General features: G+C 69.1%; 25 protein-coding genes. 11 read left to right on the top strand and 14 right to left on the bottom strand.

Annotated elements, in window-relative coordinates; all coding sequences use genetic code 11:
• Positions 1-69: 69 nt before the first annotated feature.
• The 3 genes from ACFV9O_RS00775 to ACFV9O_RS00765 all read right to left on the bottom strand — a co-directional run bounded on the left by ACFV9O_RS00775 (position 70) and on the right by ACFV9O_RS00765 (position 3,298).
• Positions 70-1,320: an MFS transporter gene (locus ACFV9O_RS00775; protein ID WP_385410716.1), complete on the bottom strand. Its 1,251-nt coding sequence runs from the start codon at positions 1,318-1,320 to the stop codon at positions 70-72.
• Between the two features lie 123 nt (positions 1,321-1,443).
• A complete protein-coding gene (locus tag ACFV9O_RS00770; RefSeq protein WP_385410714.1) occupies positions 1,444-2,526 on the bottom strand; it encodes an inositol-3-phosphate synthase in 1,083 nt (360 codons plus the stop codon).
• A 52-nt stretch (positions 2,527-2,578) separates the two neighbouring features.
• Complete coding sequence (locus ACFV9O_RS00765) at positions 2,579-3,298, bottom strand: helix-turn-helix transcriptional regulator (protein ID WP_385410712.1); 720 nt, start codon at positions 3,296-3,298, stop codon at positions 2,579-2,581.
• Positions 3,299-3,659: 361 nt separating this feature from the next.
• Between ACFV9O_RS00765 and ACFV9O_RS00760 the strand changes: the two genes are divergently transcribed.
• Together ACFV9O_RS00760 and ACFV9O_RS00755 are read left to right on the top strand one after the other, a co-directional pair.
• The gene (locus ACFV9O_RS00760) at positions 3,660-6,386 is read left to right on the top strand and encodes a transglycosylase domain-containing protein (RefSeq protein WP_385410711.1); all 2,727 of its coding nucleotides are present in this window, start codon (positions 3,660-3,662) and stop codon (positions 6,384-6,386) included.
• A 161-nt stretch (positions 6,387-6,547) separates the two neighbouring features.
• Positions 6,548-8,062 (top strand): glycosyltransferase family 87 protein, encoded by a 1,515-nt coding sequence (locus ACFV9O_RS00755; RefSeq protein WP_385410709.1) that lies wholly within the window; start codon positions 6,548-6,550, stop codon positions 8,060-8,062.
• Between the two features lie 111 nt (positions 8,063-8,173).
• Here the strand turns inward: ACFV9O_RS00755 and ACFV9O_RS00750 are convergent, their stop codons facing one another.
• The 3 genes from ACFV9O_RS00750 to ACFV9O_RS00740 form a co-directional block, all read right to left on the bottom strand.
• Positions 8,174-9,205 (bottom strand): alanine racemase, encoded by a 1,032-nt coding sequence (locus ACFV9O_RS00750; protein WP_385410707.1) that lies wholly within the window; start codon positions 9,203-9,205, stop codon positions 8,174-8,176.
• A gap of 65 nt (positions 9,206-9,270) precedes the next feature.
• Positions 9,271-10,389 carry a lipid II:glycine glycyltransferase FemX gene (locus ACFV9O_RS00745; RefSeq protein WP_385410705.1) on the bottom strand — a complete coding sequence of 373 codons (1,119 nt, stop codon included), beginning with the start codon at positions 10,387-10,389 and terminating at the stop codon, positions 9,271-9,273.
• Between the two features lie 109 nt (positions 10,390-10,498).
• Positions 10,499-10,813, bottom strand: coding sequence for a hypothetical protein (locus tag ACFV9O_RS00740; protein ID WP_385410703.1), 315 nt, complete (start codon positions 10,811-10,813; stop codon positions 10,499-10,501).
• 282 nt (positions 10,814-11,095) lie between these two features.
• Between ACFV9O_RS00740 and rpsF the strand changes: the two genes are divergently transcribed.
• From rpsF to rplI, 4 genes are all read left to right on the top strand, one after another.
• The gene (rpsF, locus tag ACFV9O_RS00735) at positions 11,096-11,386 is read left to right on the top strand and encodes a 30S ribosomal protein S6 (protein ID WP_004950685.1); all 291 of its coding nucleotides are present in this window, start codon (positions 11,096-11,098) and stop codon (positions 11,384-11,386) included.
• 71 nt (positions 11,387-11,457) lie between these two features.
• On the top strand, positions 11,458-12,036 hold the full coding sequence (locus ACFV9O_RS00730) for a single-stranded DNA-binding protein (protein ID WP_385410702.1): 579 nt from the start codon (positions 11,458-11,460) through the stop codon (positions 12,034-12,036).
• Positions 12,037-12,106: 70 nt separating this feature from the next.
• On the top strand, positions 12,107-12,343 hold the full coding sequence (rpsR, locus tag ACFV9O_RS00725) for a 30S ribosomal protein S18 (RefSeq protein ID WP_003956534.1): 237 nt from the start codon (positions 12,107-12,109) through the stop codon (positions 12,341-12,343).
• An 18-nt stretch (positions 12,344-12,361) separates the two neighbouring features.
• Positions 12,362-12,808 carry a 50S ribosomal protein L9 gene (gene rplI / locus ACFV9O_RS00720; RefSeq protein WP_385410700.1) on the top strand — a complete coding sequence of 149 codons (447 nt, stop codon included), beginning with the start codon at positions 12,362-12,364 and terminating at the stop codon, positions 12,806-12,808.
• A gap of 80 nt (positions 12,809-12,888) precedes the next feature.
• On the opposite strand, the gene ACFV9O_RS00715 is transcribed toward rplI, so the two are convergent.
• Positions 12,889-14,226 carry an MATE family efflux transporter gene (locus tag ACFV9O_RS00715; RefSeq protein ID WP_385410698.1) on the bottom strand — a complete coding sequence of 446 codons (1,338 nt, stop codon included), beginning with the start codon at positions 14,224-14,226 and terminating at the stop codon, positions 12,889-12,891.
• A 423-nt stretch (positions 14,227-14,649) separates the two neighbouring features.
• Between ACFV9O_RS00715 and dnaB the strand changes: the two genes are divergently transcribed.
• Both dnaB and ACFV9O_RS00705 read left to right on the top strand, forming a co-directional pair.
• On the top strand, positions 14,650-16,137 hold the full coding sequence (gene dnaB / locus ACFV9O_RS00710; protein WP_385410696.1) for a replicative DNA helicase: 1,488 nt from the start codon (positions 14,650-14,652) through the stop codon (positions 16,135-16,137).
• A 38-nt stretch (positions 16,138-16,175) separates the two neighbouring features.
• Entirely contained in the window at positions 16,176-17,957 is a 1,782-nt protein-coding gene (locus tag ACFV9O_RS00705; protein ID WP_385410694.1) for a hypothetical protein, read from the top strand.
• A gap of 25 nt (positions 17,958-17,982) precedes the next feature.
• Here the strand turns inward: ACFV9O_RS00705 and ACFV9O_RS00700 are convergent, their stop codons facing one another.
• Entirely contained in the window at positions 17,983-18,348 is a 366-nt protein-coding gene (locus tag ACFV9O_RS00700) for a VOC family protein (RefSeq protein WP_385410692.1), read from the bottom strand.
• A 10-nt stretch (positions 18,349-18,358) separates the two neighbouring features.
• Entirely contained in the window at positions 18,359-18,982 is a 624-nt protein-coding gene (locus ACFV9O_RS00695) for a TetR/AcrR family transcriptional regulator (RefSeq protein WP_385410690.1), read from the bottom strand.
• Positions 18,983-19,085: 103 nt separating this feature from the next.
• On the opposite strand from ACFV9O_RS00695, the gene ACFV9O_RS00690 reads away from it, so the two are divergent.
• Complete coding sequence (locus ACFV9O_RS00690) at positions 19,086-20,471, top strand: serine hydrolase domain-containing protein (RefSeq protein ID WP_385410688.1); 1,386 nt, start codon at positions 19,086-19,088, stop codon at positions 20,469-20,471.
• 122 nt (positions 20,472-20,593) lie between these two features.
• On the opposite strand, the gene ACFV9O_RS00685 is transcribed toward ACFV9O_RS00690, so the two are convergent.
• From ACFV9O_RS00685 to ACFV9O_RS00675, 3 genes are all read right to left on the bottom strand, one after another.
• Complete coding sequence (locus tag ACFV9O_RS00685; RefSeq protein ID WP_385410686.1) at positions 20,594-21,769, bottom strand: winged helix DNA-binding domain-containing protein; 1,176 nt, start codon at positions 21,767-21,769, stop codon at positions 20,594-20,596.
• Positions 21,770-21,842: 73 nt separating this feature from the next.
• On the bottom strand, positions 21,843-22,295 hold the full coding sequence (locus tag ACFV9O_RS00680; RefSeq protein WP_385410684.1) for a GNAT family N-acetyltransferase: 453 nt from the start codon (positions 22,293-22,295) through the stop codon (positions 21,843-21,845).
• A 76-nt stretch (positions 22,296-22,371) separates the two neighbouring features.
• The gene (locus ACFV9O_RS00675) at positions 22,372-22,848 is read right to left on the bottom strand and encodes a MarR family winged helix-turn-helix transcriptional regulator (RefSeq protein ID WP_385410683.1); all 477 of its coding nucleotides are present in this window, start codon (positions 22,846-22,848) and stop codon (positions 22,372-22,374) included.
• 183 nt (positions 22,849-23,031) lie between these two features.
• On the opposite strand from ACFV9O_RS00675, the gene ACFV9O_RS00670 reads away from it, so the two are divergent.
• On the top strand, positions 23,032-24,249 hold the full coding sequence (locus ACFV9O_RS00670) for an MFS transporter (protein WP_385410681.1): 1,218 nt from the start codon (positions 23,032-23,034) through the stop codon (positions 24,247-24,249).
• 140 nt (positions 24,250-24,389) lie between these two features.
• Entirely contained in the window at positions 24,390-24,821 is a 432-nt protein-coding gene (locus ACFV9O_RS00665) for a heme-binding protein (protein ID WP_385410679.1), read from the top strand.
• Positions 24,822-24,890: 69 nt separating this feature from the next.
• Here the strand turns inward: ACFV9O_RS00665 and ACFV9O_RS00660 are convergent, their stop codons facing one another.
• Both ACFV9O_RS00660 and ACFV9O_RS00655 read right to left on the bottom strand, forming a co-directional pair.
• Positions 24,891-25,769: a GNAT family N-acetyltransferase gene (locus ACFV9O_RS00660; protein WP_385410677.1), complete on the bottom strand. Its 879-nt coding sequence runs from the start codon at positions 25,767-25,769 to the stop codon at positions 24,891-24,893.
• 5 nt (positions 25,770-25,774) lie between these two features.
• Positions 25,775-26,320 carry a DUF2269 domain-containing protein gene (locus tag ACFV9O_RS00655; RefSeq protein WP_385410675.1) on the bottom strand — a complete coding sequence of 182 codons (546 nt, stop codon included), beginning with the start codon at positions 26,318-26,320 and terminating at the stop codon, positions 25,775-25,777.
• Positions 26,321-26,347 lie beyond the last annotated feature (27 nt).

Below are 26,347 nucleotides of genomic sequence, written 5' to 3'. Positions count from 1 at the left end.
CGATGTTTCACGTGAAAACACGGCAAGGTCGGCCGATCGAGGGGCGATGTTTCACGTGAAACATCGCCCCTAGCGCCAACGGGTCATGGCCGTCGCTACGACGGTGTAGACGGCGGCGACCGAGAGGACGAGCGGCACGGACCTGCCGTCCGGGGGCAGCATCAGGGCGGCCACGCCTGCGGCGGCTACGAAGGCGACGTTGAACACCACGTCGTAGAGGGAGAACACCCGGCCGCGGAAGGCGTCGTCGATGGAGGTCTGCACGACCGTGTCGGTGGCGATCTTGGATCCCTGAGTGATGACCCCGAGGATGAACGCAGCGATGAGCATCGGGGCGGGGGCGAAGGGGAGTCCGAGTGCCGGTACGAGAATTGCCGCCACTCCTGCGCACGTTGCCACCCAGCCGTACTCGCCGAGCCGGGCGACCGCCCAAGGTGTGATGGCAGCCGCGGCGAAGAAGGCTGCGCCCGAGATCCCTACGGCGAGACCGAGAAGGGTGAGCCCCTCCGACTCCGTCTCCGACCATGCGTACCGGCAGAGCATCAGCACCATGACAGTCAGCGCGCCGTAGCAGAAGCGGAGCAGGGTCATGGCCGCGAGGGCGCGGGCGGCGACCTGTCGCTCGGCCAAGTGGCGCAGCCCGCTCACAAGGCCGCGGACCGTTGAGGCGACCGCGGCGCCCAGTCGTGACTGCACGAGCTCCGGATCGGGCCCGAGCAGCTCCCGCGCCATGCGCAGAGAGGCCAGTCCGGCGCAGAGATAGACCGCGGCGCCCAGCAGCACCACCGTGGCGTCGGACCCTTCGGCGACCACGCGCAGGGCGACGGCGAGCGCACCGCCCGCGGTCGCGGCAAGCGTTCCCGCGGTCGGCGAGATGGAGTTGGCCATGACGAGCCGCTTCTCATCGACGACGCGCGGCAGTGCGGCGGACAGTCCGGCCAGGATGAAGCGATTGACTGCCGTGACGGAGAGCGCGGAGACGTAGAAGAGCCAGTCGGGAACGGCGGTGACAATCAGCACGGCGGTGCCGGCGGCGAGCGCGGCTCGGAGGAGATTGCCGTAGAGGAAGACCTGACGGCGCTGCCAGCGGTCCAGGAGGACGCCTGCGAAGGGGCCGACGAGTGAGTACGGCAGCAGTAGCACGGCCATCGCTGAGGCGATGGCGCCGGGCGAGGTCTGCCTCTCCGGTGAGAACACGACGTACGCGGCGAGCGCCACCTGATAGACGCCGTCGGCGGACTGCGAGAGCAGCCGCACGGTCAGCAGTCGGCGGAAGTTCGTCAGGCGCAGGAGTACGCGCAGATCACGTACGACAGGCATGTGCGCAAGCGTCACACAGGAAGAGGGCCCCCGGGCAGAAGCCACGGGGACCCTCATATGTCCGGCAGGACAAGCGGCCGGCGCGCTGTACTTCCTTTCGCCGGCGCGCTGCGCCCTGTCTCGCTAGCGCTCGACCTCGCCCTTGATGAACTTCTCGACGTTCTCGCGCGCCTCGTCGTCGAAGTACTGGACCGGCGGGGACTTCATGAAGTACGAGGAGGCCGACAGGATCGGACCACCGATCCCGCGGTCCTTGGCGATCTTCGCCGCGCGCAGGGCATCGATGATGACACCCGCGGAGTTCGGGGAGTCCCACACCTCGAGCTTGTACTCCAGGTTCAGGGGGACGTCACCGAACGCGCGGCCCTCCAGGCGGACGTACGCCCACTTGCGGTCGTCGAGCCAGGCCACGTAGTCCGACGGGCCGATGTGCACGTTCTTCTCGCCGAGCTCCCGGTCCGGGATCTGGGAGGTGACGGCCTGCGTCTTGGAGATCTTCTTGGACTCCAGGCGCTCACGCTCGAGCATGTTCTTGAAGTCCATGTTGCCGCCGACGTTCAGCTGCATCGTGCGGTCCAGGACGACACCCCGGTCCTCGAACAGCTTCGCCATGACGCGGTGCGTGATGGTGGCGCCGACCTGCGACTTGATGTCGTCACCGACGATCGGGACACCGGCCTCGGTGAACTTGTCCGCCCACTCCTTGGTGCCGGCGATGAAGACCGGGAGAGCGTTGACGAAGGCGACCTTGGCGTCGATGGCGCACTGCGCGTAGAACTTCGCGGCGTCCTCGGAGCCCACCGGCAGATAGCAGACGAGTACGTCGACCTGCTTGTCCTTGAGGACCTGGACGATGTCGACCGGGGCCTCGGGGGACTCCTCGATGGTCTCGCGGTAGTACTTGCCCAGACCGTCGAGGGTGTGGCCGCGCTGGACCTTCACGCCCGTGGACGGCACGTCGCAGATCTTGATGGTGTTGTTCTCGCTGGCACCGATGGCGTCCGCGAGGTCGAGGCCGACCTTCTTCGCGTCGACATCGAATGCGGCCACGAACTCGACGTCCCGGACGTGGTAGTCGCCGAACTGGACGTGCATCAGACCCGGCACCTTGGCCGCCGGGTCGGCGTCCTTGTAGTACTCGACGCCCTGCACCAGCGAGGCGGCGCAGTTGCCCACGCCGACGATGGCTACGCGAACCGAACCCATTCCGGTTGCTCCCTGTTTGTTCTCGTACGAGACCCTGCGTGGATGCGGGGCCTCATTTGGTGGTGTCATCGGACGGATCCGGCGCGGTGGGGTGCCCTGAGGAGCTCCCCTCGGGGGCCACTTCGCCCCGGTGCCGGGGCAGGTCGCCCGTCTCTCCAGATGTGGTGTCCTGCTGAGCGGCTTCCCCCGGGGCGGAGGATCGTCGCTGATCCCGTCCCGCCCGCTCGCTCTCGATGAGCTCGTTCAGCCAGCGCACTTCGCGCTCCACGGACTCCATGCCGTGGCGCTGCAGCTCAAGCGTGTAGTCGTCGAGGCGCTCGCGTGTGCGGGCGAGGGAGGCACGCATCTTTTCCAGACGCTCCTCCAGGCGGCTGCGCCGGCCCTCCAGCACGCGCATCCGCACCTCCCGTTCCGTCTGCCCGAAGAAGGCGAACCGGGCGGCGAAGTGCTCGTCCTCCCAGGTGTCGGGGCCGGTGTGGGAGAGGAGCTCCTCGAAGTGCTCCTTACCTTCCGCCGTCAGGCGGTAGACGATCTTGGCTCGGCGGCCTGCGAGGGAGGCGGCGAGGGCGTCCTCGGGAGCACTTCCCGGCTCCTCGATCAACCAGCCGTTGGCGACCAGCGTCTTGAGGCAGGGGTAGAGGGTCCCGTAACTGAACGCCCGGAAGACTCCCAGCGACGTGTTGAGCCGCTTGCGCAGCTCATACCCGTGCATCGGGGCTTCACGGAGCAGGCCGAGAACGGCGAACTCGAGGATGCCGGAGCGTCTGCTCATCGTTCGCCTCCTCCGTCTTCCCTGGCCCTTATGCCGTGCTGATGTATCGACTCGATACATCCAGACGATAGAACGGCGGTCCGGCTGCGACAAGAGGAGGCATCGTGACCGGCATCACATCGTCAATTCGCAGCAATTGAGTTGCCTGATTTGGGGTGAATTGTGGCGCTAGATGGGTTTTGACCGTGCGTAGTCTGTGCGGCATGCAGACCACCGGGAACCGTGTGACGCCAGAGAGCGTCATCGTCCTGGATGCATCACGGATGAGCCCGTCGCCGGGCTGGTCCGTATTCATTGCGGGGGGACCGGATCTCAACTGCCGCTTCCAGGCCTTCATGCCTGCCCGAGGAGTAGTCGTTCGATGAGCGAGCACCGTCGCAAACCGCCGCAGCCCGAGGGTGGCGGACGTGCCGCGGCCCGGCGCGCCGCCCAGCAGCCCTCAGGCCGCCGCGCAGCCCCCAGGGGCGCCACCGGATCCCCTTCCGACGCGTACGGGCAGGAGCGGCCGTACGGCGGCCGTGCCGAAGCCCGGCGCGCCGCCCAGCGCGGTGGCGGGGGTCGCAGAAGGGCCGCCGAGGGCGGCGGAGCGGGCTACGGAGGCCACGGCGGTGGCCGGCGTGGCGGAGGCGGCGGTCACGGTGGACCGGGCGGCCGCGGACGGGGCGGCGGTCCCGGCAGGAAGCGGCTGATCGACTACCCGCGCTACGACAAGTACGGCTGGCGGCGCTGGGTGCCCTCGTGGAAGCTCGTGACCGGGCTCTTCCTCACCTTCATGGGCAGTCTGATGGCGGCGGGGACGCTCGCCTACGCCATGGTGGAGATCCCCGACGAGGACAAGGCCGCCAAGGCCGAGAACAACGTCTACTACTGGGCTGACGGCTCGCAGATGGCTGCGACCGGTGGTGAGATCAACCGGCAGGTCATCGGGATCGAGAGCATTCCCACCGCCATGCAGAACGCGGTGATCTCAGCGGAGAACAAGACGTTCCTGGAGGACTCGGGCGTCGACCCGATGGGTATCGCCCGTGCCGCCTTCAACATGGCCAGGGGCGGCGAGACCCAGGGCGGCTCGACCATCACCCAGCAGTACGTGAAGAACAACCGGCTCGCCGACCAGTCCCAGACCCTGACCCGCAAGGTCAAGGAGCTGTTCATCTCCATGAAGGTGGGCGCCACGCTGGACAAGCCCAAGATCATGGCGGGCTATCTGAACACCTCGTACTACGGACGCGGTGCCTACGGAATCCAGGCCGCGGCGCGCACGTACTACAACGAGAACGCCAAGGACCTCACCCCGAGCCAGTGCGCCGCCCTTGCCTCGCTTCTCAAGGGCGCGACGTACTACGACCCCTACGGTGTCCCGGAGGTCGACCCGGTAAAGGCCACTCGCGAGAAGAACACCGAACGCGCCGTCGAGCGCTGGCAGTGGATCCTCGACGAGATGGTCAAGGACGGCCATCTCCCTGCCGCGGAGCGGGCCACGTACACGAAGTTCCCCATGCCCCTGCCGCCCAACAGGAACGCTCAGCTCAGTGGGCAGATCGGCTATCTGGTCGACCTCGCCAAGGCCAACTTCGTCAACAGCAACGACCGAGGCATCACCGCTGAGGACCTGACCCAGGGCGGCTACGAGATCCACACGACCTTCGACAGGAAGAAGGTCAAGCTGCTCGAGGAGTCCGTCAAGAAGGTCTACGAAAAGAACATCGACCCCAAGAAGCGCCCGGAGAAGGACACCCACGTCCAGTTCGGCGGCGCCTCGGTGAACCCGAAGACCGGCGCGATCGTCGCCATCTACGGTGGCCAGGACGCGACCAAGCACTTCACCAACAACGCCGACGAGACCGGTGCCCAGGTCGGATCGACCTTCAAGCCCTTCGTTCTCGCCGCCGCGATGCAGGACGGTGTGCGCGATCCCCAGCTCGGTCCGGACCAGGGGCCGGAGAGTCGCAGGCGGGTCGACCCCAACAAGAGCAAGTACAACGGGGTCAACAAGCTCAAGATCAAGAAATACGACGGGAGCGTCTGGCAGAACGAGAAGGGCGAGGAGTGGCTGCAGGTCAATGACGGCAACAGGTCGTACTCGGACATGACGCTGCGCGAGGCCATGATCGAGTCCGCCAACTCCCCCTTCGTCCAGCTGGGCATGGATGTCGGAATCGACAACGTCAGGCAGGCCGCGATCAAGGCCGGCCTGCGGGAGACCAGCCTGGTCGAGGCCAACGTCCCGTCGTTCTCGATCGGTATCTCCGACCCCAGCGCCATCCGCATGGCAGGGGCGTACGCGACCTTCGCGGCCGACGGGAAGCAGCGCGATCCGTACTCGGTCACCAAGGTCGAGAAGCGCGGGGAGACCATCTACGAGCACGAGGACAAGGCCAAGGTGGCCTTCTCGTCCGCCATCGCGAGCAACGTGACCGATGTGCTGGCGGATGTCGTCAAGAAGGGCACGGGCACCAACGCCCAGATCCCGGGCCGTGACGTCGCGGGCAAGACCGGTACGACCGACGGAAACAAGTCCGCCTGGTTCGTGGGCTACACGCCCCAGCTGGCGACCGCCATCGACATGTACCGCATGGACGACAACGCGGAGAGCAAGAACCGCAAGTTCCTCGAGATGTACGGAACAGGTGGCCAGAAGCAGATCCACGGTGCGTCGTTCCCGTCCGAGATCTTCCAGAAGTACATGTCGGCAGCCCTGAACGGCGAGGAAGCGATTCCGTTCCCGGAGCCCGAGCCCCTCGACGCAGAGGCTGTCTACGGCGGTGGCCAGCCCAGCCCCACCCCGACGCCGTCCGAGAGCCCGTCGGAGAGCCCGTCGGAGGGCCCGTCCGGGAAGCCGTCGAAGGGCCCCTCCAAGTCGCCGGACCCGAGCACCTCCTGCGACCCGTTCGACTGGAACTGCACCCCCACCAAGGGTCAGGACGGCGGCGGAACCAACTCCGGTACCGACACGGGCGGAGTGACCGACGGCGGTACGACGGACGGTGGGGTGACCAGCAGCCCATCAGAGTCCACGACCAGCGGCAACGGCGGAGGCAACGGCAACGGCAACAGCAGCGGCTGGCTCGCAGGCGCAGGGGGCTGACGGCCTGAAGTTTCGTACCGGCCAACGTACGGCGGTCGCACGGGAAGAGTTCTTCCGGTGCGACCGCCGTCCTTTTGGGGATCCCCGGGGGAGCATCGTCCCGCTCCGCGGGTGCCGCCGCCGCCATCCCTCGGCACAGCCTCGTACGGCAGGATGTGCCTATGCCGAGCCCAGAGAAGACGAGCGTGCGCCAGGACGAGCCGGTGGTGCGTCCCACACAGCGGGACGAGGTCGCCGCGGCCGGCAGTGAGCTGATCGGCGGTCCGCTGGGCCGCTTCGCCTGGGTCGGCAGCAGCTGGTTCACCCCCGTACGTGTCGTCGCGCTCGTCGCGATCGGGATGTTCGCGCTGGGCATGGTGCAGAAGATCCCGTGCTACGAGTGGGCGTGGTTCCGGGGCGCGAGCTCGCAGTACACCCACGCCTGCTACTCCGACATCCCGCACCTCTTCCTCGGGCGAGGCTTCGCCGACGGGCTCGTGCCCTACTTCGACCGGCTCAGCGGTGACATGAAGTACCTCGAGTACCCGGTCCTCACGGGGCTGTTCATGCAGGTCGCCGCCTGGCTGACGCTGCCCTTCGACGGCTCCGTCCAGCAGCGCGAGCAGGCGTACTGGATGGCCAACGCGGGCATGCTGCTCATCTGCGCCGCCGTCATCGCGGTCTGCGTCGCGCGCACCCACCGCAGGCGGCCCTGGGACGGGCTGCTGGTCGCCCTGGCGCCCGCGTTCGCCCTCACCGCCACCATCAACTGGGACCTGTTCGCGGTGGCCCTCACGGCCGCGGCGATGCTGATGTGGTCGCGCGAGCGTCCGCTGGCCTTCGGCATCCTCATCGGGCTGGCGACCGCGGCCAAGCTCTATCCGGTGCTGCTGCTCGGACCGCTGCTGGTGCTGTGCTGGCGGGCCGGCAAGTACCGGCAGTACGGGACGGCGCTGCTGGGTGCTGCCGGTGCCTGGCTTGTGGTGAACCTGCCGGTGATGCTGCTCGCTCCCGAGGGGTGGAAGTTGTTCTACAGCTTCAGCCGCGAGCGGGGCGTCGACTTCGGCTCCTTCTGGCTGATCATCACGCAGCGCACGGGCCGGCCGCTGGACGTCGATGCCGTCAACACGTACGCGACGCTGCTGATGATCGTGGCGTGCGCGGGTATCGCGGCGCTGGCCCTGACCGCGCCGCGCCGGCCCCGCTTCGCGCAGCTCGCCTTGCTGGTCGTGGCCGCGTTCATCCTCACCAACAAGGTCTACTCACCGCAGTACGTCCTGTGGCTGATCCCGCTCGCCGCACTCGCCCGGCCGCGCTGGCGGGACTTCCTGATCTGGCAGGCGTGCGAGGTCATGTACTTCCTGGGCATCTGGATGTACCTCGCGTACACGACGAGCGGTGACAAGCACCAGGGGCTGCCGCAGGAGGGATACCAGCTGGCGATCGCCCTGCATCTGCTGGGGACGCTCTACCTGTGCGCGCTGGTCGTACGGGACATCCTGATGCCGGAGCGCGACGTCGTGCGGCAGGACGGCTCCGACGACCCGTCGGGCGGGGTGCTGGACAGGGCGCCGGACGTGTTCGCGCTCGGCCGGGCGGCGCATCCGCCGCGGCACGCGGCACACGCGGTGGAGGGGCCCCGGGTGGAGTGGGGAATGACGGGCACCACAGGGTCCACGGGGACCACGGTGGGCTGAACCCGAGCCACGGGCACGCCGTCAGGGGGCATCGGGGCCACGAGCGCACTGTCAGGAATCACCGGGGCCACGGACCGCTCCGTGGCCCCGGGGAGTGTCGCTTCGCGGCGCCTAGCGGTCGACCAGGCGGTCGAACTGCGTGGTCGTGTGGCGCAGATGGGCGACGAGCTCGTCGCCGACCTTCGGCTCCTGGGCGTCCGCGGGGACAAACAGGATCGAGACCTGCATGTGCGGCGGCTCGGCGAACCAGCGCTGCTTGCCCGCCCAGACGAACGGCGAGAGGTTGCGGTTGACCGTGGCCAGGCCGGCGCGGGCGACGCCCTTGGCGCGCGGCATGACGCCGTGCAGGGCCTTCGGCGCCTCCAGGCCGACGCCGTGGGAGGTGCCGCCGGCGACGACCACGAGCCAGCCGTCCGAGGCGGCCTTCTGCTGCCGGTAGCCGAAGCGGTCGCCCTTGGCGACGCGGGTGACGTCGAGGACGGAGCCGCGGTACTCGGTCGCCTCGTGGTCGCCGAGCCACAGCCGGGTGCCGATCCGGGCGCGGAAGCGGGTCTGCGGGAACTGCTGCTGCAGCCGGGCCAGTTCCTCGGCCCGCAGATGGCTCACGAACATGGTGTGCAGCGGCAGTCTGGCCGCGCGCAGCCGGTCCATCCAGCCGATGACCTCCTCGACCGCGTCGGAGCCGTCCGTGCGGTCCAGCGGCAGGTGCAGCGCAAAGCCTTCGAGGCGTACGTCCTCGATCGCGGCGTGCAGCTGGCCCAGTTCCTGCTCGGAGACGCCGTGGCGCTTCATGGAGCTCATGCACTCGATGACGACGCGCGCGCCGACCAGGGCGTGCACCCCGTCGACCGACGAGACGGAGCGGACGACACGGTCCGGCAGCGGAACCGGTTCCTCGCCCCGACGGAACGGGGTGAGGACGAGGAGGTCGCCGCTGAACCAGTCCTTTATCCGGGCCGCTTCGTAGGTCGTGCCGACGGCGAGCATGTCCGAGCCGAAGCGGGTCGTCTCCTCGGCGAGCCGCTCATGGCCGAACCCGTAGCCGTTTCCCTTGCAGACGGGTACGAGGCCCGGGAACTGGTCGATCACGGACTTCTGGTGCGCCCGCCAGCGCGCGGTGTCGACGTAGAGGGAGAGCGCCATGGCCGGGACCGGAACCTTTCTGGTGGCAGCGGTGTATCAGAGGTATGAGCGAGGTTACGGAAGAATCAGCGACGCGACATGTAGATGTCGAGCGCCTTGTGCAGCAGCTTGTTGAGCGGGAAGTCCCACTCCCCGACGTACTCGACGGCCTCTCCGCCTGTGCCGACCTTGAACTGGATCAGGCCGAAGAGGTGGTCGGTCTCGTCGAGCGAGTCGCTGATGCCCCGCAGGTCGTAGACGGTGGCGCCCATGGCGTACGCGTCGCGCAGCATCCGCCACTGCATCGCGTTCGAGGGCCGGACCTCACGCCCGATGTTGTCGGACGCGCCGTAGGAGTACCAGACATGGCCCCCGACGACGAGCATCGTCGCCGCCGACAGGTTCACGCCGTTGTGCCTCGCGAAGTAGAGGCGCATGCGGTTCGGGTCCTCGTTGTTCAGCACCGTCCACATGCGCTGGAAGTACGAGAGAGGGCGCGGCCGGAAGTGGTCCCGCACGGCCGTGATCTCGTACAGCCGCTGCCACTCGGCGAGGTCGTCGTAGCCGCCCTGGACGACCTCGACGCCTGCTTTCTCGGCCTTCTTGATGTTGCGCCGCCACAGCTGGTTGAAGCCCTTGAGGACGTCGTCGAGCGACCGGTTGGCCAGCGGCACCTGGTAGACGTACCGGGGCTGGACGTCACCGAAACCGGCGCCGCCGTCCTCGCCCTGCTGCCAGCCCATCTTGCGGAGCCGGTCCGCCACCTCGAAGGCGCGCGGCTCGATGTGGGTGGCCTCGACATCGCGCAGGCGCTTCACATCCGGGTCCTGGATGCCCGTCTTGATCGCCGGGGCGTCCCAGCGGCGGATGACGACCGGCGGGCCCATCTTCACGGAGAAGGCGCCCTGGTTCTTGAGGTGCGCCAGCATCGGCTGCAGCCAGTCGTCCAGGTTCGGGGCGTACCAGTTGATCACCGGGCCCTCGGGCAGATACGCCAGGTACCGCTTGATCTTGGGCAGCTGGCGGTACAGGACGAGCCCGACTCCGACGAGCTCCCCGCTCTTGTCGAACCAGCCCAGGTTCTCGGAGCGCCACTCCGTCTTGACGTCCGCCCATGCCGGGACCTGGCAGTGACTCGCCGCAGGCAGGCTCTGGATGTATGCCAGATGCTGCTCTCGGCTGATGGTCCTCAGGGTCAGGCTCATGCGGGGCGCTCCTCGGCAGGTGTGTCCCCATGGGTACAGGGGCTCCGGCTCTCGCGCCGAAGCCTACTGGGCATGGGGAGCGCCCCGCGTGGCCGCGGGGGAACGGGGGCTAGTAGCCGATGAGCCCGCCGAAGAGCCCGCCGTGTGCCATCCCGAGGAAGAAGCCGACGGCAGCGGCACCGAGTCCGATGACCGTCAGGAAGCGCTCGCGGGTCGTGACCGAGATGAACTGGCCGTACCCACCGGTGAGGATGCCGATCAGGCCGGACCACGAGCTGAGCAGGTGGAGGCTGTCGAACTGGGCGGACACGAAGGCCACGACACCCAGGATCAGGGTCGCGATCATCAGGGTGTCCTGGAGCGGATGGGGCTTGCCGTCCGTGGCGAAGAGAGAGCCGGTGGGATTCGGTTGAGTTTGCGCCATGAAGCACCTCCTGGCATTCCCGGAAGGCGGCGCCCTGTGACGCCGCCCACACCGATGGGTCCAGAGTGCGGTGCCAGGCCGCCGGATTTCAACCGGAAGCGGGTCTGCGGGTACTGTGTACGATCTGCGCCGGTGTCTGCCCAGCCCCCGCACTCGATCCTCGCTCGACGAGGCCGATTGTCAGTGGGGCCTGATTTACTCGTAGACATCGATGCTCACGCATCACGACCCTCCTGCCACGGAACGACCGTGGCCGCTGAGTCCAAAGGAGGTGGGTTCCACATGCGTCACTACGAGGTGATGGTCATCCTCGACCCCGATCTCGAGGAGCGCGCTGTCTCCCCGCTGATCGAGAACTTCCTCTCCGTCGTCCGTGAGGGCAACGGAAAGGTGGAGAAGGTCGACACCTGGGGCCGTCGTCGTCTCGCTTACGAGATCAAGAAGAAGCCCGAGGGCATCTACTCGGTCATCGACCTGCAGGCCGAGCCTGCGGTCGTCAAGGAGCTCGACCGCCAGATGAACCTGAACGAGTCGGTCCTCCGGACCAAGGTCCTCCGTCCCGAGACCCACTGAGCACCTAGCTCAGAGGTCATCGGGTTCGAGTAGCAGCAAGCAGCCAAGCAATCCCGCCGAGAGGTTCACCCATGGCAGGCGAGACCGTCATCACGGTCGTCGGCAATCTCGTCGACGACCCCGAGCTGCGCTTCACCCCGTCCGGTGCGGCGGTCGCGAAGTTCCGCATCGCGTCCACTCCCCGCACCTTCGACCGTCAGACCAATGAGTGGAAGGACGGCGAGAGCCTCTTCCTCACCTGCTCGGTCTGGCGTCAGGCGGCGGAGAACGTCGCCGAATCGCTCCAGCGAGGCATGCGCGTCGTCGTGCAGGGCCGGCTGAAGCAGCGGTCCTACGAGGACCGCGAGGGCGTCAAGCGCACGGTCTACGAGCTGGACGTCGAGGAAGTCGGCCCCAGCCTCAAGAACGCCACGGCCAAGGTCACCAAGACCACCGGTCGCGGTGGTCAGGGCGGCTACGGCGGCGGCCAGCAGGGTGGCGGCAGCTGGGGCGGCGGTCCCGGCGGCGGTGGCCAGCAGGGTGGCGGCGGTGCTCCCGCCGACGACCCGTGGGCCACCAGTGCGCCGGCCGGCGGCCAGCAGCAGGGCGGCAACGGTGGCAGCTGGGGCGGAGGCTCCGGCGGCGGCTACTCGGACGAGCCTCCCTTCTAGGGATCAGTCCCACCGGGACGTCCCAGGGGCAGCTCGTACCCCCACTTCTTGATCACACAGGAGATACACCATGGCGAAGCCGCCTGTGCGCAAGCCGAAGAAGAAGGTCTGCGCATTCTGCAAGGACAAGACCGTGTACGTGGACTACAAGGACACGAACATGCTGCGGAAGTTCATTTCCGACCGCGGCAAGATCCGTGCCCGTCGCGTGACCGGCAACTGCACGCAGCACCAGCGTGACGTCGCCACGGCCGTCAAGAACAGCCGTGAGATGGCGCTGCTGCCCTACACGTCCACCGCGCGCTAAGGGAAGGGTGACCAACACATGAAGATCATCCTCACCCACGAGGTCTCTGGCCTCGGTGCCGCCGGCGACGTCGTCGACGTCAAGGACGGCTACGCTCGCAACTACCTGGTCCCGCGCGGTTTCGCGATCCGCTGGACCAAGGGTGGCGAGAAGGACGTCGAGCAGATCCGTCGCGCTCGCAAGATCCACGAGATCGCGACCATCGAGCAGGCCAACGAGGTCAAGGCCAAGCTCGAGGGCGTGAAGGTGCGTCTGGCTGTTCGCTCCGGCGACTCCGGCCGTCTCTTCGGCTCCGTCACCCCGGCTGACATCGCCTCGGCGATCAAGTCGGCCGGTGGCCCGGACGTCGACAAGCGTCGTGTCGAGCTCGGTTCGCCGATCAAGACCCTGGGCTCGCACCAGGTGTCCGTGCGTCTGCACCCCGAGGTTGCCGCGAACCTCGGCGTCGAGGTCGTCGCTGCCTGAGCGACCGCTCGCGAAGCATGAGAGGGCCGCACCCCACGGGGGTGCGGCCCTCTCGTTGTTTCACGTGAAACAGCGGTTCGTCATCGGGTCGCGCCCGTGACGATCCAGCGGCCGGAGCGGGTGCGCAGCCACAGGGTCAGCATGCGGACCGTCATCATCAGCGCCATCGCCCACCACAGTGCGGTCAGTCCGCCGCCGAACGCAGGGACGAGCAGGGCGACGGGGGCGAAGGCGGCCAGCGTCACCAGCATCGCCCCGGCCAGATAGGGGCCATCCCCGGCGCCCATCAGTACGCCGTCCAGGACGAAGACGACACCGGCGATCGGCTGGGAGAGCGCCACGACCAGCAGAGCGGGGAGCAGGGTGTCCTGAACGGCCTGGTCGCCGGTGAAGAGCGGGATGAAGAGCGGGCGGGCCAGCACGATCAGAGCTCCCAGCACCGCGCCGGAGACGATGCCCCACTGCACCATGCGACGGCAGGCTTCCCGGGCGCCTTGGGGGTCGTCGGCGCCGAGATAGCGGCCGATGATCGCTTGGCCCGCGATGGCGATGGCGTCCAGCGCGAAGGCCATCAGGCTCCACAGCGAGAGGATGATCTGGTGCGCCGCGATCTCGGTGTCACCGAGGCGGGCGGCCACGGCAGTCGCGATCAACAGGACGGCCCGCAGGGAGAGCGTACGGACAAGCAGTGGCACCCCGGCCTGGGCGCTGGCCCGGATACCCGAGGCGTCGGGGCGGAGTGAGGCGCCGTGCCTGCGGGCTCCGCGGACGACCACGACAAGATAGGCGGCGGCCATTCCGCACTGGGCGATGACGGTGCCCCAGGCGGAGCCTGCGATGCCGAGCCCGGCGCCGTAGACGAGCCCGGCGTTGAGGGCTGCATTGGCGGCGAAGCCGCCGACGGCGACATACAGGGGAGTGCGGGTGTCCTGGAGGCCGCGTAGTACGCCGGTGGCCGCCATGACGACGAGCATCGCGGGGATGCCCAGGCTGGATATGCGCAGATACGTGGTCGCGTACGGGGCGGCCGTGTCGGAGGCGCCGAAGATCTCGACGACCCAGGGTGCCGTGGGGAGGGTGAACGCAATGACGGCGATGCCGAGCACCAGCGCGAGCCAGATGCCGTCCATGCCCTGGCGGATAGCGCCTCCGAGCTCGCCTGCGCCGACACGACGGGCGACCGCGGCCGTGGTGGCGTACGCGAGAAAGATGAAGACGCTGACCGCGGTGGTCAGCAGGGCTGCGGCGACGCCCAGTCCGGCGAGCTGGGAAGTGCCGAGGTGGCCGACGATGGCGCTGTCGACCATCACGAAGAGGGGCTCGGCGACGAGTGCGCCGAAGGCGGGAACGGCGAGCGCGATGATCTCGCGGTCATGTCGTCGCGGGCTGGTCTTCGGTGCCGCGGGGGCCTGGGTCATGCGCTCAATCTAATCTTCCACAGGTAAGAGATGCAAAGCCTTTCTGGTCCTTACCAAACCCTGAGATGCGGCTCCTGCTGTGTGCCGTTTGTTCTGATCTTGGTCCAGCCGGGAAAGTTTTTCTCCCCCACAGCCGGTGGATGGAAAACCCCCAGGTCGGAGCAGGTTCGATCGGGTGGCTATGACTTTGTCCACAGTGCTGTCCCCCGGTCCGTGCACAGGTTCCGAGGGGTTCTCCACAGCATCTCGTCGGTCGTCCACATGGCCTGTGGATAACCAGATTGGCTGACGGTGCCTGCGGCCCTAACGTGGACCGGCGCTCGACGTGCCGGAAAACGGAGTCGGGGTGCTCGTTTTGTCAGTGCTGTGCCATAGAAAGAGTCGCACGGCGAGGTCCGCGGAGCGGACGGGAGGAGGTGGCCGGTGAGCATTCCCGAGCCCCTGGACGATCCCTGGGCCGACACCGGTCCGGGCGACCGTCTTCCCGTATCCCGTCAGCGACGAGGAGAAGGCCGTGGCCGCGGCCGCGAGGAGCAGCACGAGCGCGGCAGGGAGAGCGGGCCCTGGGATGACGGAGCTCCCGGCGGCTTCGAGCGGGTGCCGCCTCAGGACCTCGACGCCGAGCAGTCCGTCCTCGGCGGCATGCTGCTGTCCAAGGACGCCATCGCGGACGTCGTGGAGATCATCAAGGGCCACGACTTCTACCGGCCCGCGCACGAGACCGTCTATCAGGCGATCCTTGATCTCTATGCCAAGGGCGAGCCCGCCGACCCCATCACGGTGGCTGCCGAGCTCACCAAGCGCGGCGAGATCACCCGCGTCGGCGGCGCCTCGTACCTGCATACGCTGGTCCAGTCGGTGCCGACCGCGGCCAACGCCTCGTACTACGCGGAGATCGTCCACGAGCGGGCGGTGCTGCGGCGTCTGGTGGAGGCCGGCACCCGTATCACGCAGATGGGATACGCGGCGGACGGCGACGTCGACGAGATCGTGAATTCGGCGCAGGCCGAGATCTATGCCGTCACCGAGCAGCGCACCAGCGAGGACTATCTGCCGCTCGGCGACATCATGGAGGGCGCGCTCGACGAGATCGAGGCGATCGGTTCCCGCAGCGGTGAGATGACCGGGGTGCCGACCGGCTTCACCGACTTCGACTCGCTCACCAACGGACTGCACCCCGGCCAGATGATCGTCATCGCGGCCCGTCCCGCCATGGGCAAGTCGACACTCGCCCTGGACTTCGCCCGGGCCGCCTCGATCAAGAACAATCTGCCGAGCGTCATCTTCTCCCTCGAAATGGGCCGCAACGAGATCGCGATGCGTCTGCTGTCCGCCGAGGCACGCGTGGCGCTGCACCATATGCGCTCCGGGACGATGACGGACGAGGACTGGACCCGGCTGGCCCGCCGGATGCCCGATGTCTCCCAGGCGCCGCTCTACATCGACGACTCCCCGAACCTGTCGATGATGGAGATCCGTGCCAAGTGCCGTCGGCTCAAGCAGCGCAATGATCTGAAGCTGGTCGTCATCGACTATCTGCAGCTGATGCAGTCCGGAGGTTCGAAGCGGGCCGAGAGCCGTCAGCAGGAGGTCTCGGACATGTCCCGTAACCTCAAGCTGCTCGCCAAGGAGCTGGAGCTTCCGGTGATCGCGCTCTCCCAGCTGAACCGTGGCCCCGAACAGCGCACGGACAAGAAGCCGATGGTCTCCGACCTGCGTGAATCCGGCTCCATCGAGCAGGACGCCGACATGGTCATCCTGCTGCACCGCGAGGATGCGTACGAGAAGGAGTCGCCCCGCGCGGGCGAGGCGGACCTGATCGTGGCCAAGCACCGTAACGGCCCGACGGCCACCATCACCGTCGCCTTCCAGGGCCACTACTCGCGCTTCGTGGACATGGCACAGACCTGATCCCCGGCCGCAGGACCGGCCTGCGTAAGGTCACGCCCATGACCGAGCAGGAGCAGTTCGACGGCGTGGACTGGGCGGGGCTCGCGCACGCATACGGGTCGGCGGAGGATGTGCCGGAGCTGCTGCGTGCGATGGAGGACCCCGACGAGGACGTACGGGACGAGGCGCTCGACGAACTGGTCTCCTCGCTCTGCCATCAGGGGACGGTCTATCCGGGCACGGCGCCGGCCGTCCCCCGTCTCGGCAGACTCGCGCTGCACGGACCGGGGCACCGGCAGCAGCTGCTCTGGCTGCTCGGTGGGATCGCCGACGGCAGCGGCACACGCGCGGACACGGAGGCGGCGCGGCGGGCGATCGCCGAGGTGCTGCCCTCGCTGCTCGGGCTCGTGACCGACGAGGACCCGGGCGTGCGGCAGGCGATGGTGTGGCTGATCGCGTCGTGCGGCGAGGGGGCACTGCCTCTGATGCCGCTGCTGCGTGCCCGGTTGGAGAGCGAACGTAACGCCGACGTCCGGGCGGATGTCGTCACCGCGCTCGGGCTGCTCGACGTCAGCGAGGCGGCTCGTACGAAGCGCGGCCGGGCGTTGCTGTCCGGCCCGGGGCCGGAGGTGCGGCTGGCCGCGGCCACCGATCTGCTGCGGACGGCCGAAGTGCCGTTCCCCGCACAGCTGGTGGAATGCGCGCTCGAGGCGTACGAGGCCCGGCCCACGGCGCTGCACCGCGGGCCATGGCCCGAGCACTATCGGCCGCTCGACGAGCGGCTCCTCGACGATCCCGATGCCGCTCTGCGCGCCGTCGCGCGGGGCGTACCGCTTGCGCAGCGGATCATCGACACATGGCGGGACCGTGAGCGGGACGTCCTTCCCTGGCTGGTGAAGGATGCCGAGCACGCCTATCAGCTGTACGCCATCGCCCGTGCAGGGGCGGCGCTGGAGGGCGGGGATCCTGCGCCGTGGCTCATCCCTTTCCTGGAGTCGCCGGACAGGGGCCTCAGGGCGGCGGCCGCCGTCGCGGCGGTACGGCTGAGGGTGCCGGACGCGATCGGGCGGGTGCTGGCTCTGATGGACGAGCTGCCCGAGGACTCCGGGACGGCGCACGCGGTGTTGGCGGCGGTGGAGGTCTTCGGAGCAGAGGCGCGACCCGTGGCGGCACGGGCCGCCGAGCGGCCCCGCGGCGAATGGGCCGCTGCTCTGGCGCACTTCCCGGATCTCGCCGCTCGTTGCCTCGGCGAACTGATCGGCTGTGTACCGGACTCGGCGGTTGCGCTGGCGGCGCTGGGCCGCGATGCAGGGCCGGCGGCGGAGCGGGCGCTGCTTGCTGCGGCGCACGAGGGCAGCGCGGCCGCCGCCTTCGCCTATGCCCGGGTCACCGGCGATCATTCTGTCGCCGTCGAGCTCGTGCGGAGCGAACTGAACGGGGACCGCCCGCTCTGGTGGTTGCTCGACGCAGGGCGGCTCGGGCCTGCGGGAGCAGAGCTGGTGCCCCTGCTGGAGCGGCGGTTGCCGTCGCCGTCGCGGGACACGAGGGCGGCGGCCGCGGCGGCGATCTGGCGGATCACGGGCCGCACCACGGACACCCTTGCGCCACCGGCCGACCAGCTGGCGCGATCGGAGGGCTTCTACCAGCTCGAGATGGAGTCACTGCGGGCACTGACCGAGATGGGCCGGCTCCCGCGGCATGCGCGCCCCGCGGTGGAACGTCTCGCGTTGTCGCCGCGCCGGATCGCGGCCGCCGGCCCGTTCGACGACGGGACTCCGCATCCCGACGACGAGGCGCGCGCCCTTGCCAGGAAGCTGCTGGCCACGGCGCCTGCGGAGTGATCCCGGGCGATCACGGACCGGGCGGTCAGGCCGGGGACATCAGCTCGTAGAGGTTGCCCGAGTCATCCGTGAAGTAGAGGCCGCGGGCGCAGAGCGGATGGTTCGTGCCGCCGTTGTCGGGGGTGCTCGGGTCGTCGCCGTACGGGATGCCGGAGGCCTTCAGGCGGGTGAGCGCGGCGTCGAACGTGGTGGGGTCGACGTCGAAGGCGAGGTGGGCGCCGCGCGGTTCGGGGGTGGCCAGGAAGTCGAGGGTCAGGGACTCGTTGACCCGGACCGGGGCGAAGTGGCGGTCGGGGCCGGAGTAGACGAGGCCCATGATCCCCGCGAAGAAGCGGGCGCCGCGGTCATTGTCGACGGCTTCGACGATGGTGTGGTTGAGGCTGATGGGCATGTGCGGCCTTTCAGTCGTCCGGGTCGTGGTCGTGCGTCAGGGCGCCGTGCAGGAAGACGTAAACGAGTGCCGCGGTGTCCGGTTCGTCGTCGGGATGGGTGAGGAGCAGGCCGAGGAAGAGCTGGGCCAGCTGCTCAGGAGGCAGCCGGAGGCTTTCGCGCTCCGGTGCGAAGAGCTCGGCCACCGCGTCCCGGGTGGCGGTCATGCCACGGTCGTCGCGCTCGGGGAGGGGGCCGCCGGCCGGACGCTCGGTGCGGGTGCGGCCTCCGGTGGTGTGCAGGGCGCCGATGACCGCTCCGATGCGGTCGAGATGGGCGCGGAGGACGTCCGCGGCTTCGGCGAGGCGCTCGGCGAGCGGCAGACCGAGGTCGATGGAGGCCAGCTCTGCAAGGGAGTTGCCGGGGCTGAGGGCCTCGGCGACACAAGCCTGGAGCAGTTCGTCCTTGTCGGCGAAGACGCGGAAGATCGTTCCTTCGCCGATGCCGGCGGCCTGGGCGATCTGCCGGGTGGTGACGGAGCTGCCATGCGCGATGACGAGTGGGATCGCGGCGCGGACGATCATGTCCCGGCGCTGCTCCGGGCTCATCGCCGGGGCCCGGCGCTTCCCCGTTTCCGGTGGTGTCATGTCCCTCATAGTGCGGAGTGAGTGCTCACTCCGTCAATGGGGTCGGACGGGACGCCAGGGGCTGTGCCTTTTTCGTTCGACCGGAGCCGGGTCGTAGCGGTAGAGCTTGACCATGACCTCACCTTTTGAAGCGCTGCTTCCCAGCACCGAGCGGGCTCTCCTTCATCGGGTCGCCTCCGCACAGTCCGAGGGCCGGTCCCCCTCCCTCGTCGGCGCGGTCGCCAGGGATGGCCAGTGCGTCTGGAGCGGCGCGCGGAGCTGCGTCGACGGGCATGCCCCGGACGCCGACACCCAGTACCGCATCGGCTCGATCACCAAGCCCTTCACCGCGGTGCTGGTCCTGCGGCTGCGGGACGAAGGACTGCTGGACCTCGGTGACCCGCTGGAGAAGCACCTGCCCGGCACGGGGGTGGGTGAGGTGACCATCGGTCAACTTCTCGGCCACAGTGCGGGCCTGGCCGCCGAGAGCCCGGCGCCCTGGTGGGAGCGCACACCGGGCGCCCTCCGGCCGAAGCTGAGCGATGTGCTCGGCGAGAAGCCCCTGCTTCATCCCGTGGGCCGACGGCACCACTACTCCAACCCCGGTTACACGCTGCTCGGTTCGCTGATCGAGGCGGTACGCGGAGAGACGTGGGAGGTCGTGCTCCGTCGGGAGATCCTGGAGCCGCTCGGCCTCAGCCGTACGAGCGCCCAGCCGGAGGCCCCGCATGCGGGCGGGTGGGCCGTGCACCCCTGGGCGGATGTGATGATGCCCGAACCTGCCGAGGATCTCGGGCTGATGGCCCCGGCAGGTCAGCTGTGGTCCACCGCCTCCGATCTCTGCCGCTTCGCCGGCTTTCTCGCCCAGGGCGATGACCGGGTGTTGAGCGAGGAGTCCGTACGGGAGATGCGCACCCCGTCCGTGCCGCCCGAGGCTGGAGACTGGGAGAGCGGCTACGGTCTCGGCCTCCAGGTCGTACGGAGAGGCGGGCGCACGCTCATCGGACACGGGGGCTCACTGCCCGGGTTCGTCGCCGGTCTCTGGGTGGACGTGGAGGAGGGCGTCGCGGGGGTCGCGCTCGCCAATGCCACCTCGGGTCCGCTGGCGGGCACCGTGGCCACCGATCTCGTACGGATCGTGGTCGAGGCGGAGCCTCGGTTGCCCGAGCCCTGGCGGCCGATGCCGGAGGTGGACGAGTCGCTGCTGGAGCTCGCCGGGCCCTGGTACTGGGGGACGAGTGCTTTCGGGCTGAAGGTGGTGGCCGACCGCGGCCTGGAGCTGTACCCGCTGAAGGGGGGCGGCCGTGGCTCGCGGTTCCGTGTCCGTGGGGACGGCGACGGCTGGATCGGGCTCGACGGCTATTTCGCGGGGGAGACGTTGAGTGTCGTGCGGCGGGCCGATGGGTCGGTCGACCACCTCGATCTGGGTTCGTTCGCGTTTACGCGTGAGCCGTACGACCCTGCGGCGGAAGTGCCCGGAGGGGTGGACGAGGGTGGGTGGCGCGGCCTGCCCAGGTGAATCCGTGATGCCGTGGATCCGGGGACCGGCGCCGCCGCGGAGTCGGCGACACCGGTGCAGCCGGTGGGCCTGCGGCGATGTTTCACGTGAAACGGGCGGCGGCACGGCCGAGGCCCCAAGGCTCAGGCGGTCAGCTCGCGCTCCAGCGGCGTACGGAAGCGCGGGGTGATCCGAGCTTCACCTACCCACTCCGACAGCCGGGCGGCCTCTGCTTCGATCGCGGCGGAGGCCTCCCGGCCCGGGTCCGACAGCAGCCGCCAGACGAACTCGCCGTCCGCGCGCTGGGCCCAGCCCCCGACGATCTCGCCGTTCCACCACACCGTGGGCCCGATGTTCCCGGCGTAGTCGAAGAGCGCGGCCCGATGGCCGGTGTCGAGATGGAAGGCACGATCGGCCCAGGCCATGGCGCTCGGGTCGAGCGCAGGGAGCAGAGCCGCCCAGGGCTCCACCGGTGGCTCCGGCTCGGTGTCGCCGGGCGCGACATGGCCGACGATGTCCCCGTCGAGCCGGACTTCCTCGGCGCCGACGGCTACCAGGGCCTTGCGCACATGGCCCAGGGTCCATCCCGTCCACCACTTGAGGTCCGCCTCGGTGGCGGGGCCGTAGCGGAGCAGCCAGCGCCGGGCCAGCTCTGCCTGGGCCTCAGCGGGAGGGAGAACGGGCCAGGGCTCGCTCACCGTCCATCCGAACTGGCTCGAGGTCCAGGAACCGCGCGGCCGGTCCCGGCGGATACGGCCTTCCGCGGCGAGGAGCCGGATCACGCGCGTGGACACACCCTGCACTGTCTCGTGCTTCTTGCCGCGGAACACGGTGATCTTGGTGCGCAGCGCGGGAACGGCGGCGGAGAGTCGGCTACCGGTCAACGGGCCGCGGGCCGTGAGCTCTGCCAGGACAGCGTCCTCGGCATCGGCGAGCCATCGCTCGTCCAGACCGCCTCCGTCCTCGACAAGATGCTTGACCAGCGTCGTGCGTTCCTTGACCGCGATGGCGTGCCCGGTCGAGGCGGCGACGTACGGGGCGAGTTCCTCGGAGACGACGAAGAGCGTGCGGCGCATGGACAGCAGGCGGACCAGCGAGACGTCCTCGTACAGCGCCCGTTCCACCTCGGCGATGCCGGCGTCCGCAAGGCGCGCACAGGCGGAGAGATGGACGGTCGCGGGATCGGTCGCGTGGAGGGCGATCACGGCGTCCGTGACGTCCACGGCCCTGGCAGCCCGCGCGGAGGGCGCCAGGAGATGGCGGCGGGCGAGGCGGGTTCGGCGTTCGGCCGCGCTGATCCGGTGAGGTGTGCTGCTCATGGCCGGAGCGTAGAGCGGAATGAGGCCAGACCGAGTCCTCATTCAGCGGACGATGGAGAGGGCCGTTTCGACGTCAGATGGTGCGCTTGAAGCCCACGTGGGAGGCCTCGAAGCCGAGGCGCTCGTAGAATCGGTGAGCATCCGCGCGGCTGGCGTCGGAAGTCAGCTGGACCAACTGGCAGTTCTGGCGGCGGGATTCGTCGACGGCCCATTCGATGAGCCGGCTGCCGAGGCCGCTACCGCGTTCGTCGGCGAGGATCCGTACCGCCTCGATGATCGACCGGGTGGCGCCGCGCCGGGACAGTCCGGGGATAACGGTGAGCTGGAGGGTGCCGACGACCCGGCCTTCGCGTTCGGCGACGACGAGGTGCTGGTTCGGGTCCCCCGCGAGGCGCTCGAAGGCCGCGGTGTACGGGGTGAGATCGTCCGGCGACTCGCGCCGGGCGCCCAGCGGATCGTCGGCGAGCATCGCCACGATGGCGGGGATGTCGCCGGGAGATGCGGGCCGTATCTGCAGATCGCTCATGATCGGCAGCATAGGCGGGTGGGCCGGCGCGTGGTGGTGACGTCCTGGGCCGACGGCTTGTGCCTGCGCCCCGCGCTTACGCCGATGCCTCTGCGGGTGCCGGAATCCGCAGGGCCTCGACCGCCCTGACCAGGGGGGCCAGCTCGGGGTTCTTCGCGGCCTCGTCGAGCGCCTCGCGCAGTGCGGTGTCGTTCGTCGGTCGGGCCTCGGCGAGCAGTGCCAGCCCGGCATCCGTGACATCGGTGTAGATGCCGCGACGGTCTGTGTCGCACAGGTAGCGGCTGAGCAGCCCACGGTCCTCGAGACGGGTGACGAGGCGGGTGGTGGCGCTCTGGCTGAGTACGACGGCGTCGGCGACCTGCTTCATCTGGAGATGGCCGCCCGGGCCGTTGTGCTGGCGGCTGAGGACGTCGAGCAGGGAGTACTCGCGCACGCTCAGGTCGTGCCCGGTCTGGAGGGCCCGCTCGAGGTGGGCTTCGATCCGGCCGTGCAGCAGGGAGAGGGCGCACCAGCTCTGGGCGAGGGCGGTGAGTGCCGGGTCCGTCGCTGTCATCGATCTCTCCTTCGTCCACGAGCGCTCTCGGGGGCCTCGAGGGCCGCTGCCGCCACTGCTCTGCGTGGCTTGGGTCCAGGATAGACGACCTATGCAATAGCCCGCGTTTGCAATTAATCGGCGTCTACAATTATTGTGAACGCTCGTAAGGCGCAGACGCAATCTTCTGGGAAGGTGTAACCCATGCCGCTCGCGCTCCTCGCCCTCGCCATCGGGGCATTCGGTATCGGCACCACCGAATTCGTGATCATGGGGTTGCTCCCCGAGGTTGCCGATGACTTCCAGGTGTCCATCCCCACCGCCGGCTACCTGGTCACCGGCTACGCCCTCGGAGTCGTCCTCGGCGCTCCTCTGATGACGGTCCTGGGGACCAAGGTCTCCCGCAAGCGCATGCTGATGCTGCTGATGGGGCTCTTCATCGCGGGGAACGTGCTCTCCGCCGTCGCCCCGGTCTTCGGTGTGATGCTCGCGGGCCGCGTGGTGGCCTCGCTCGCGCACGGCGCCTTCTTCGGAATCGGCTCGGTGGTCGCTGCCGATCTCGTCGCCCCCGAGAAGAAGGCGGGCGCCATCGCCATGATGTTCACCGGGCTGACCGTCGCGAATGTCGTCGGTGTGCCGCTGGGCACGTTCATCGGCCAGAGCATCGGCTGGCGTGCGACGTTCTTCATCGTGGCCGGGCTGGGTGTGCTGGGCCTCGCCGGCGTCGCCAAGCTGGTGCCGGACCAGCCCAGGCCCGAAGGGGTACGGCTGCGCCATGAGCTTGCGGCGTTCCGCAATGTGCAGGTCCTGCTGGCCATGGCGATGACCGTGCTCGGCTTCGGTGGCGTGTTCGCCGCCATCACCTACATCACGCCGATGATGACCGAGGTCGCCGGCTTCGCCGACTCCTCGGTGACCTGGCTGCTCGTCCTCTTCGGCCTGGGCATGGTCGGCGGCAACCTGGTCGGCGGCAGGTTCGCGGACCGTGCGCTGATGCCGCTGCTGTACGTCTCGCTCGGCGCGCTCGCCCTCGTGCTGGCGCTGTTCACCTTCACCGCCCACAACAAGATCGCGGCGGCCGTCACGATCGTGCTCGTCGGCGCCCTGGGCTTCGCCACCGTGCCGCCGCTGCAGAAGCGGGTCCTGGACCAGGCGTCCGGCGCCCCGACGCTGGCCTCGGCCGTCAACATCGGCGCGTTCAACCTCGGTAACGCGCTGTCCGCCTGGCTCGGTGGCGTCGTGATCGCGGCCGGGCTCGGCTTCACTGCCCCGAACTGGGTGGGCGCGATCCTCGCCGCGTCGGCGCTCGGTCTCGCCGTCCTCTCGGCAGCCCTGGAGCGCGGTTCCGCCCGCCGGGAGAGCCGGGTCGTGGCCGGGACGGGGGCCGCGGAGCCCGTATCCGTCCCTGCGGTCCGTCGCTGAAGCCGGACGCTCACGCGGCACCTCTCAGCCGCTCAACCTCTCAGCCGCTCAACCCTCGGCGTTCAACCCGCCCACGTTCAGCCCCTCAACCGTCTCAACCCCTGACCGCGCAACCGCACCATCGCATCAAGGAGTTCACCATGACCGCCACCGCCACCACCGGCGTCGCCCTGCTGACCATCCAGGACGCCGAGGCCCTTGTGGAGGCCGCCCGCGCCGCGGCCGAAGCGGCCGGTGTGACCGTCGCGGTCACCGTCCTCGACGCCGGAGGCCATCTGCTGGCCTTCCGCCGCGACGACCGGGCCGTGCTCATCGCCGGGGAGACCAGCACGCGCAAGGCGTACACGGCGCTTCAGCTGGACGCCGCCACCGCGGACCTCGTCGACGCGGTCCAGCCCGGAGGCCTTTTCCACACCCTCCCGACCGCTCTGGACCGCCCACTCCTCTTCATCGCGGGCGGCATCCCGGTGCACCGCGACGGTCGCCTCATCGGATCGATCGGGGTCGGCGGCGGAGCGCCGGAGCAGGACCACGGCTTCGCGACCACAGCGCTGGAAGCACTGGCCGGCTGACCCGATGAGCGCGTCGGCGCGGGCCGCCCTCAGTTTCCGCTGCCTCAAGGACCCGGCGGGACCTCCCGCTCAGCCCGCTGCGACCGTCAGGGGCGCGAAGCGGCGGGCCCAGTCGCCGGGGAGTGCGGGTGTGCCATAGGTCATGACGGCGTTGAAGGCGATCGGTGACAGGCCGCTCGCCTTCAGCCAGGTGAGCAGCTCGTCGTGGCGTACGTCGATGTCGGTACGCAGGGGGCGGTCCGTGGCCGCGGCCAGGGAGGCGACGAGGGACTTCGCCGTGTCCGTGTCCCGGGCGATGAGGGGGCCGACGACATGGGTGTTCATATTGGGCCAGGCGGCCGCGTAGCCCGTGAGGACACCGCCGGACTCCGCGACCTTAAGCTGATCGGCGAAGGCCGGCAGGCGCGTGATCATGTGGGTGCGGTCCAGGCCGAAGACCTCACCGTCGAGGCGGAGGATCGCGGGGACGTCCTCGGCGGTCGCCGGGCGGATCGTGGTTCCGGCAGCGGTCCGGGTGATGCCCTGCGGCGCCGGGTCGGCGGGGCGGAAGTGGCCGCAGACCATCTCGGCGCCGCCGACGGTGGTGAAGCCCAACTCCTCGTAGAGCGGTTGCCCGTTCGGGGTGGCATGGAGGGTGAGCGGTGTGTCCCCGCTCTCGGCCACCACATACTTCATCAGGCGCCGTCCGACGCCCCGCCGGGCGTATCGCTCGGCCACGAGCACCATGCCGACGGCGGCGAGCCCCGGGCCGTAGGAGGTGACGACGCACGCCGTGATGAGGCCCTTGCCGGAGGGGTCGTCGATGCCGTATCCGGTCCCCGCCGCGAGCAGCAGGCCCCACTTGTGCTCTTCGCGCGGCCAGCCGCGGTCCTCGGAGAGATCGGCACAAGACGTGAGGTCTGCCGTGGTCAGACGCCGGATGGGGAGCTCGCTGAGCGGTGTGGACATGAAGGTCAGGCTGTCGGACGCAGAGATCGCTCGTCCAGCGCTTTACCGGAACTGGCCGAGACCCGCAGGCGACGACCGCGGCGCGTCATACCCCAGGGCTTGAGGACCGAGATCGCCGTCATCAAGAGGTACGCCGACAGGGAGACGATCGGGGCGGCGAGAAGACCCGATGGGTCCGTCACCGGAATCCCGGCGGCGGCCTCCTTCGCGGCCGCGTTCACCCCCGGCCGAAGCGAGAAGGCCGTAAGCGCGGTCGTGATCAAGGTGAGCCAGAACTTGGTCCAGACCCAGCGGTAGCGTGCCAGCCCCCAGGGCGTCCCGAGGGACAGGAGCAGACCGCTGCCGAGGGTCAGCAGCGCGACGGGGATCATCAGCCAGTTCGCGAAGACGGCCATCGAGCGGTACGAGGCCTCGGCGACGGCAGGGGACCCGGAGGTGACCGCGGCGACGCTCAGCCCAAGCAGTCCGAGGGAGAGACCGAGCCAGCCCGCCGATGCGGAGACATGGACGACGAGGATGGCCCGTCGAGCGGGCCGCTTGAGTGGTTTCACGTGAAACACCGTGCCGCGCCGGCTCCT

Source organism: Streptomyces sp. NPDC059909, assembly GCF_042730885.1.
Taxonomy (GTDB): domain Bacteria; phylum Actinomycetota; class Actinomycetes; order Streptomycetales; family Streptomycetaceae; genus Streptomyces.
Note: the sequence above shows the minus strand (reverse complement) of the source record. Positions and strands in the feature narration are given on the sequence as shown.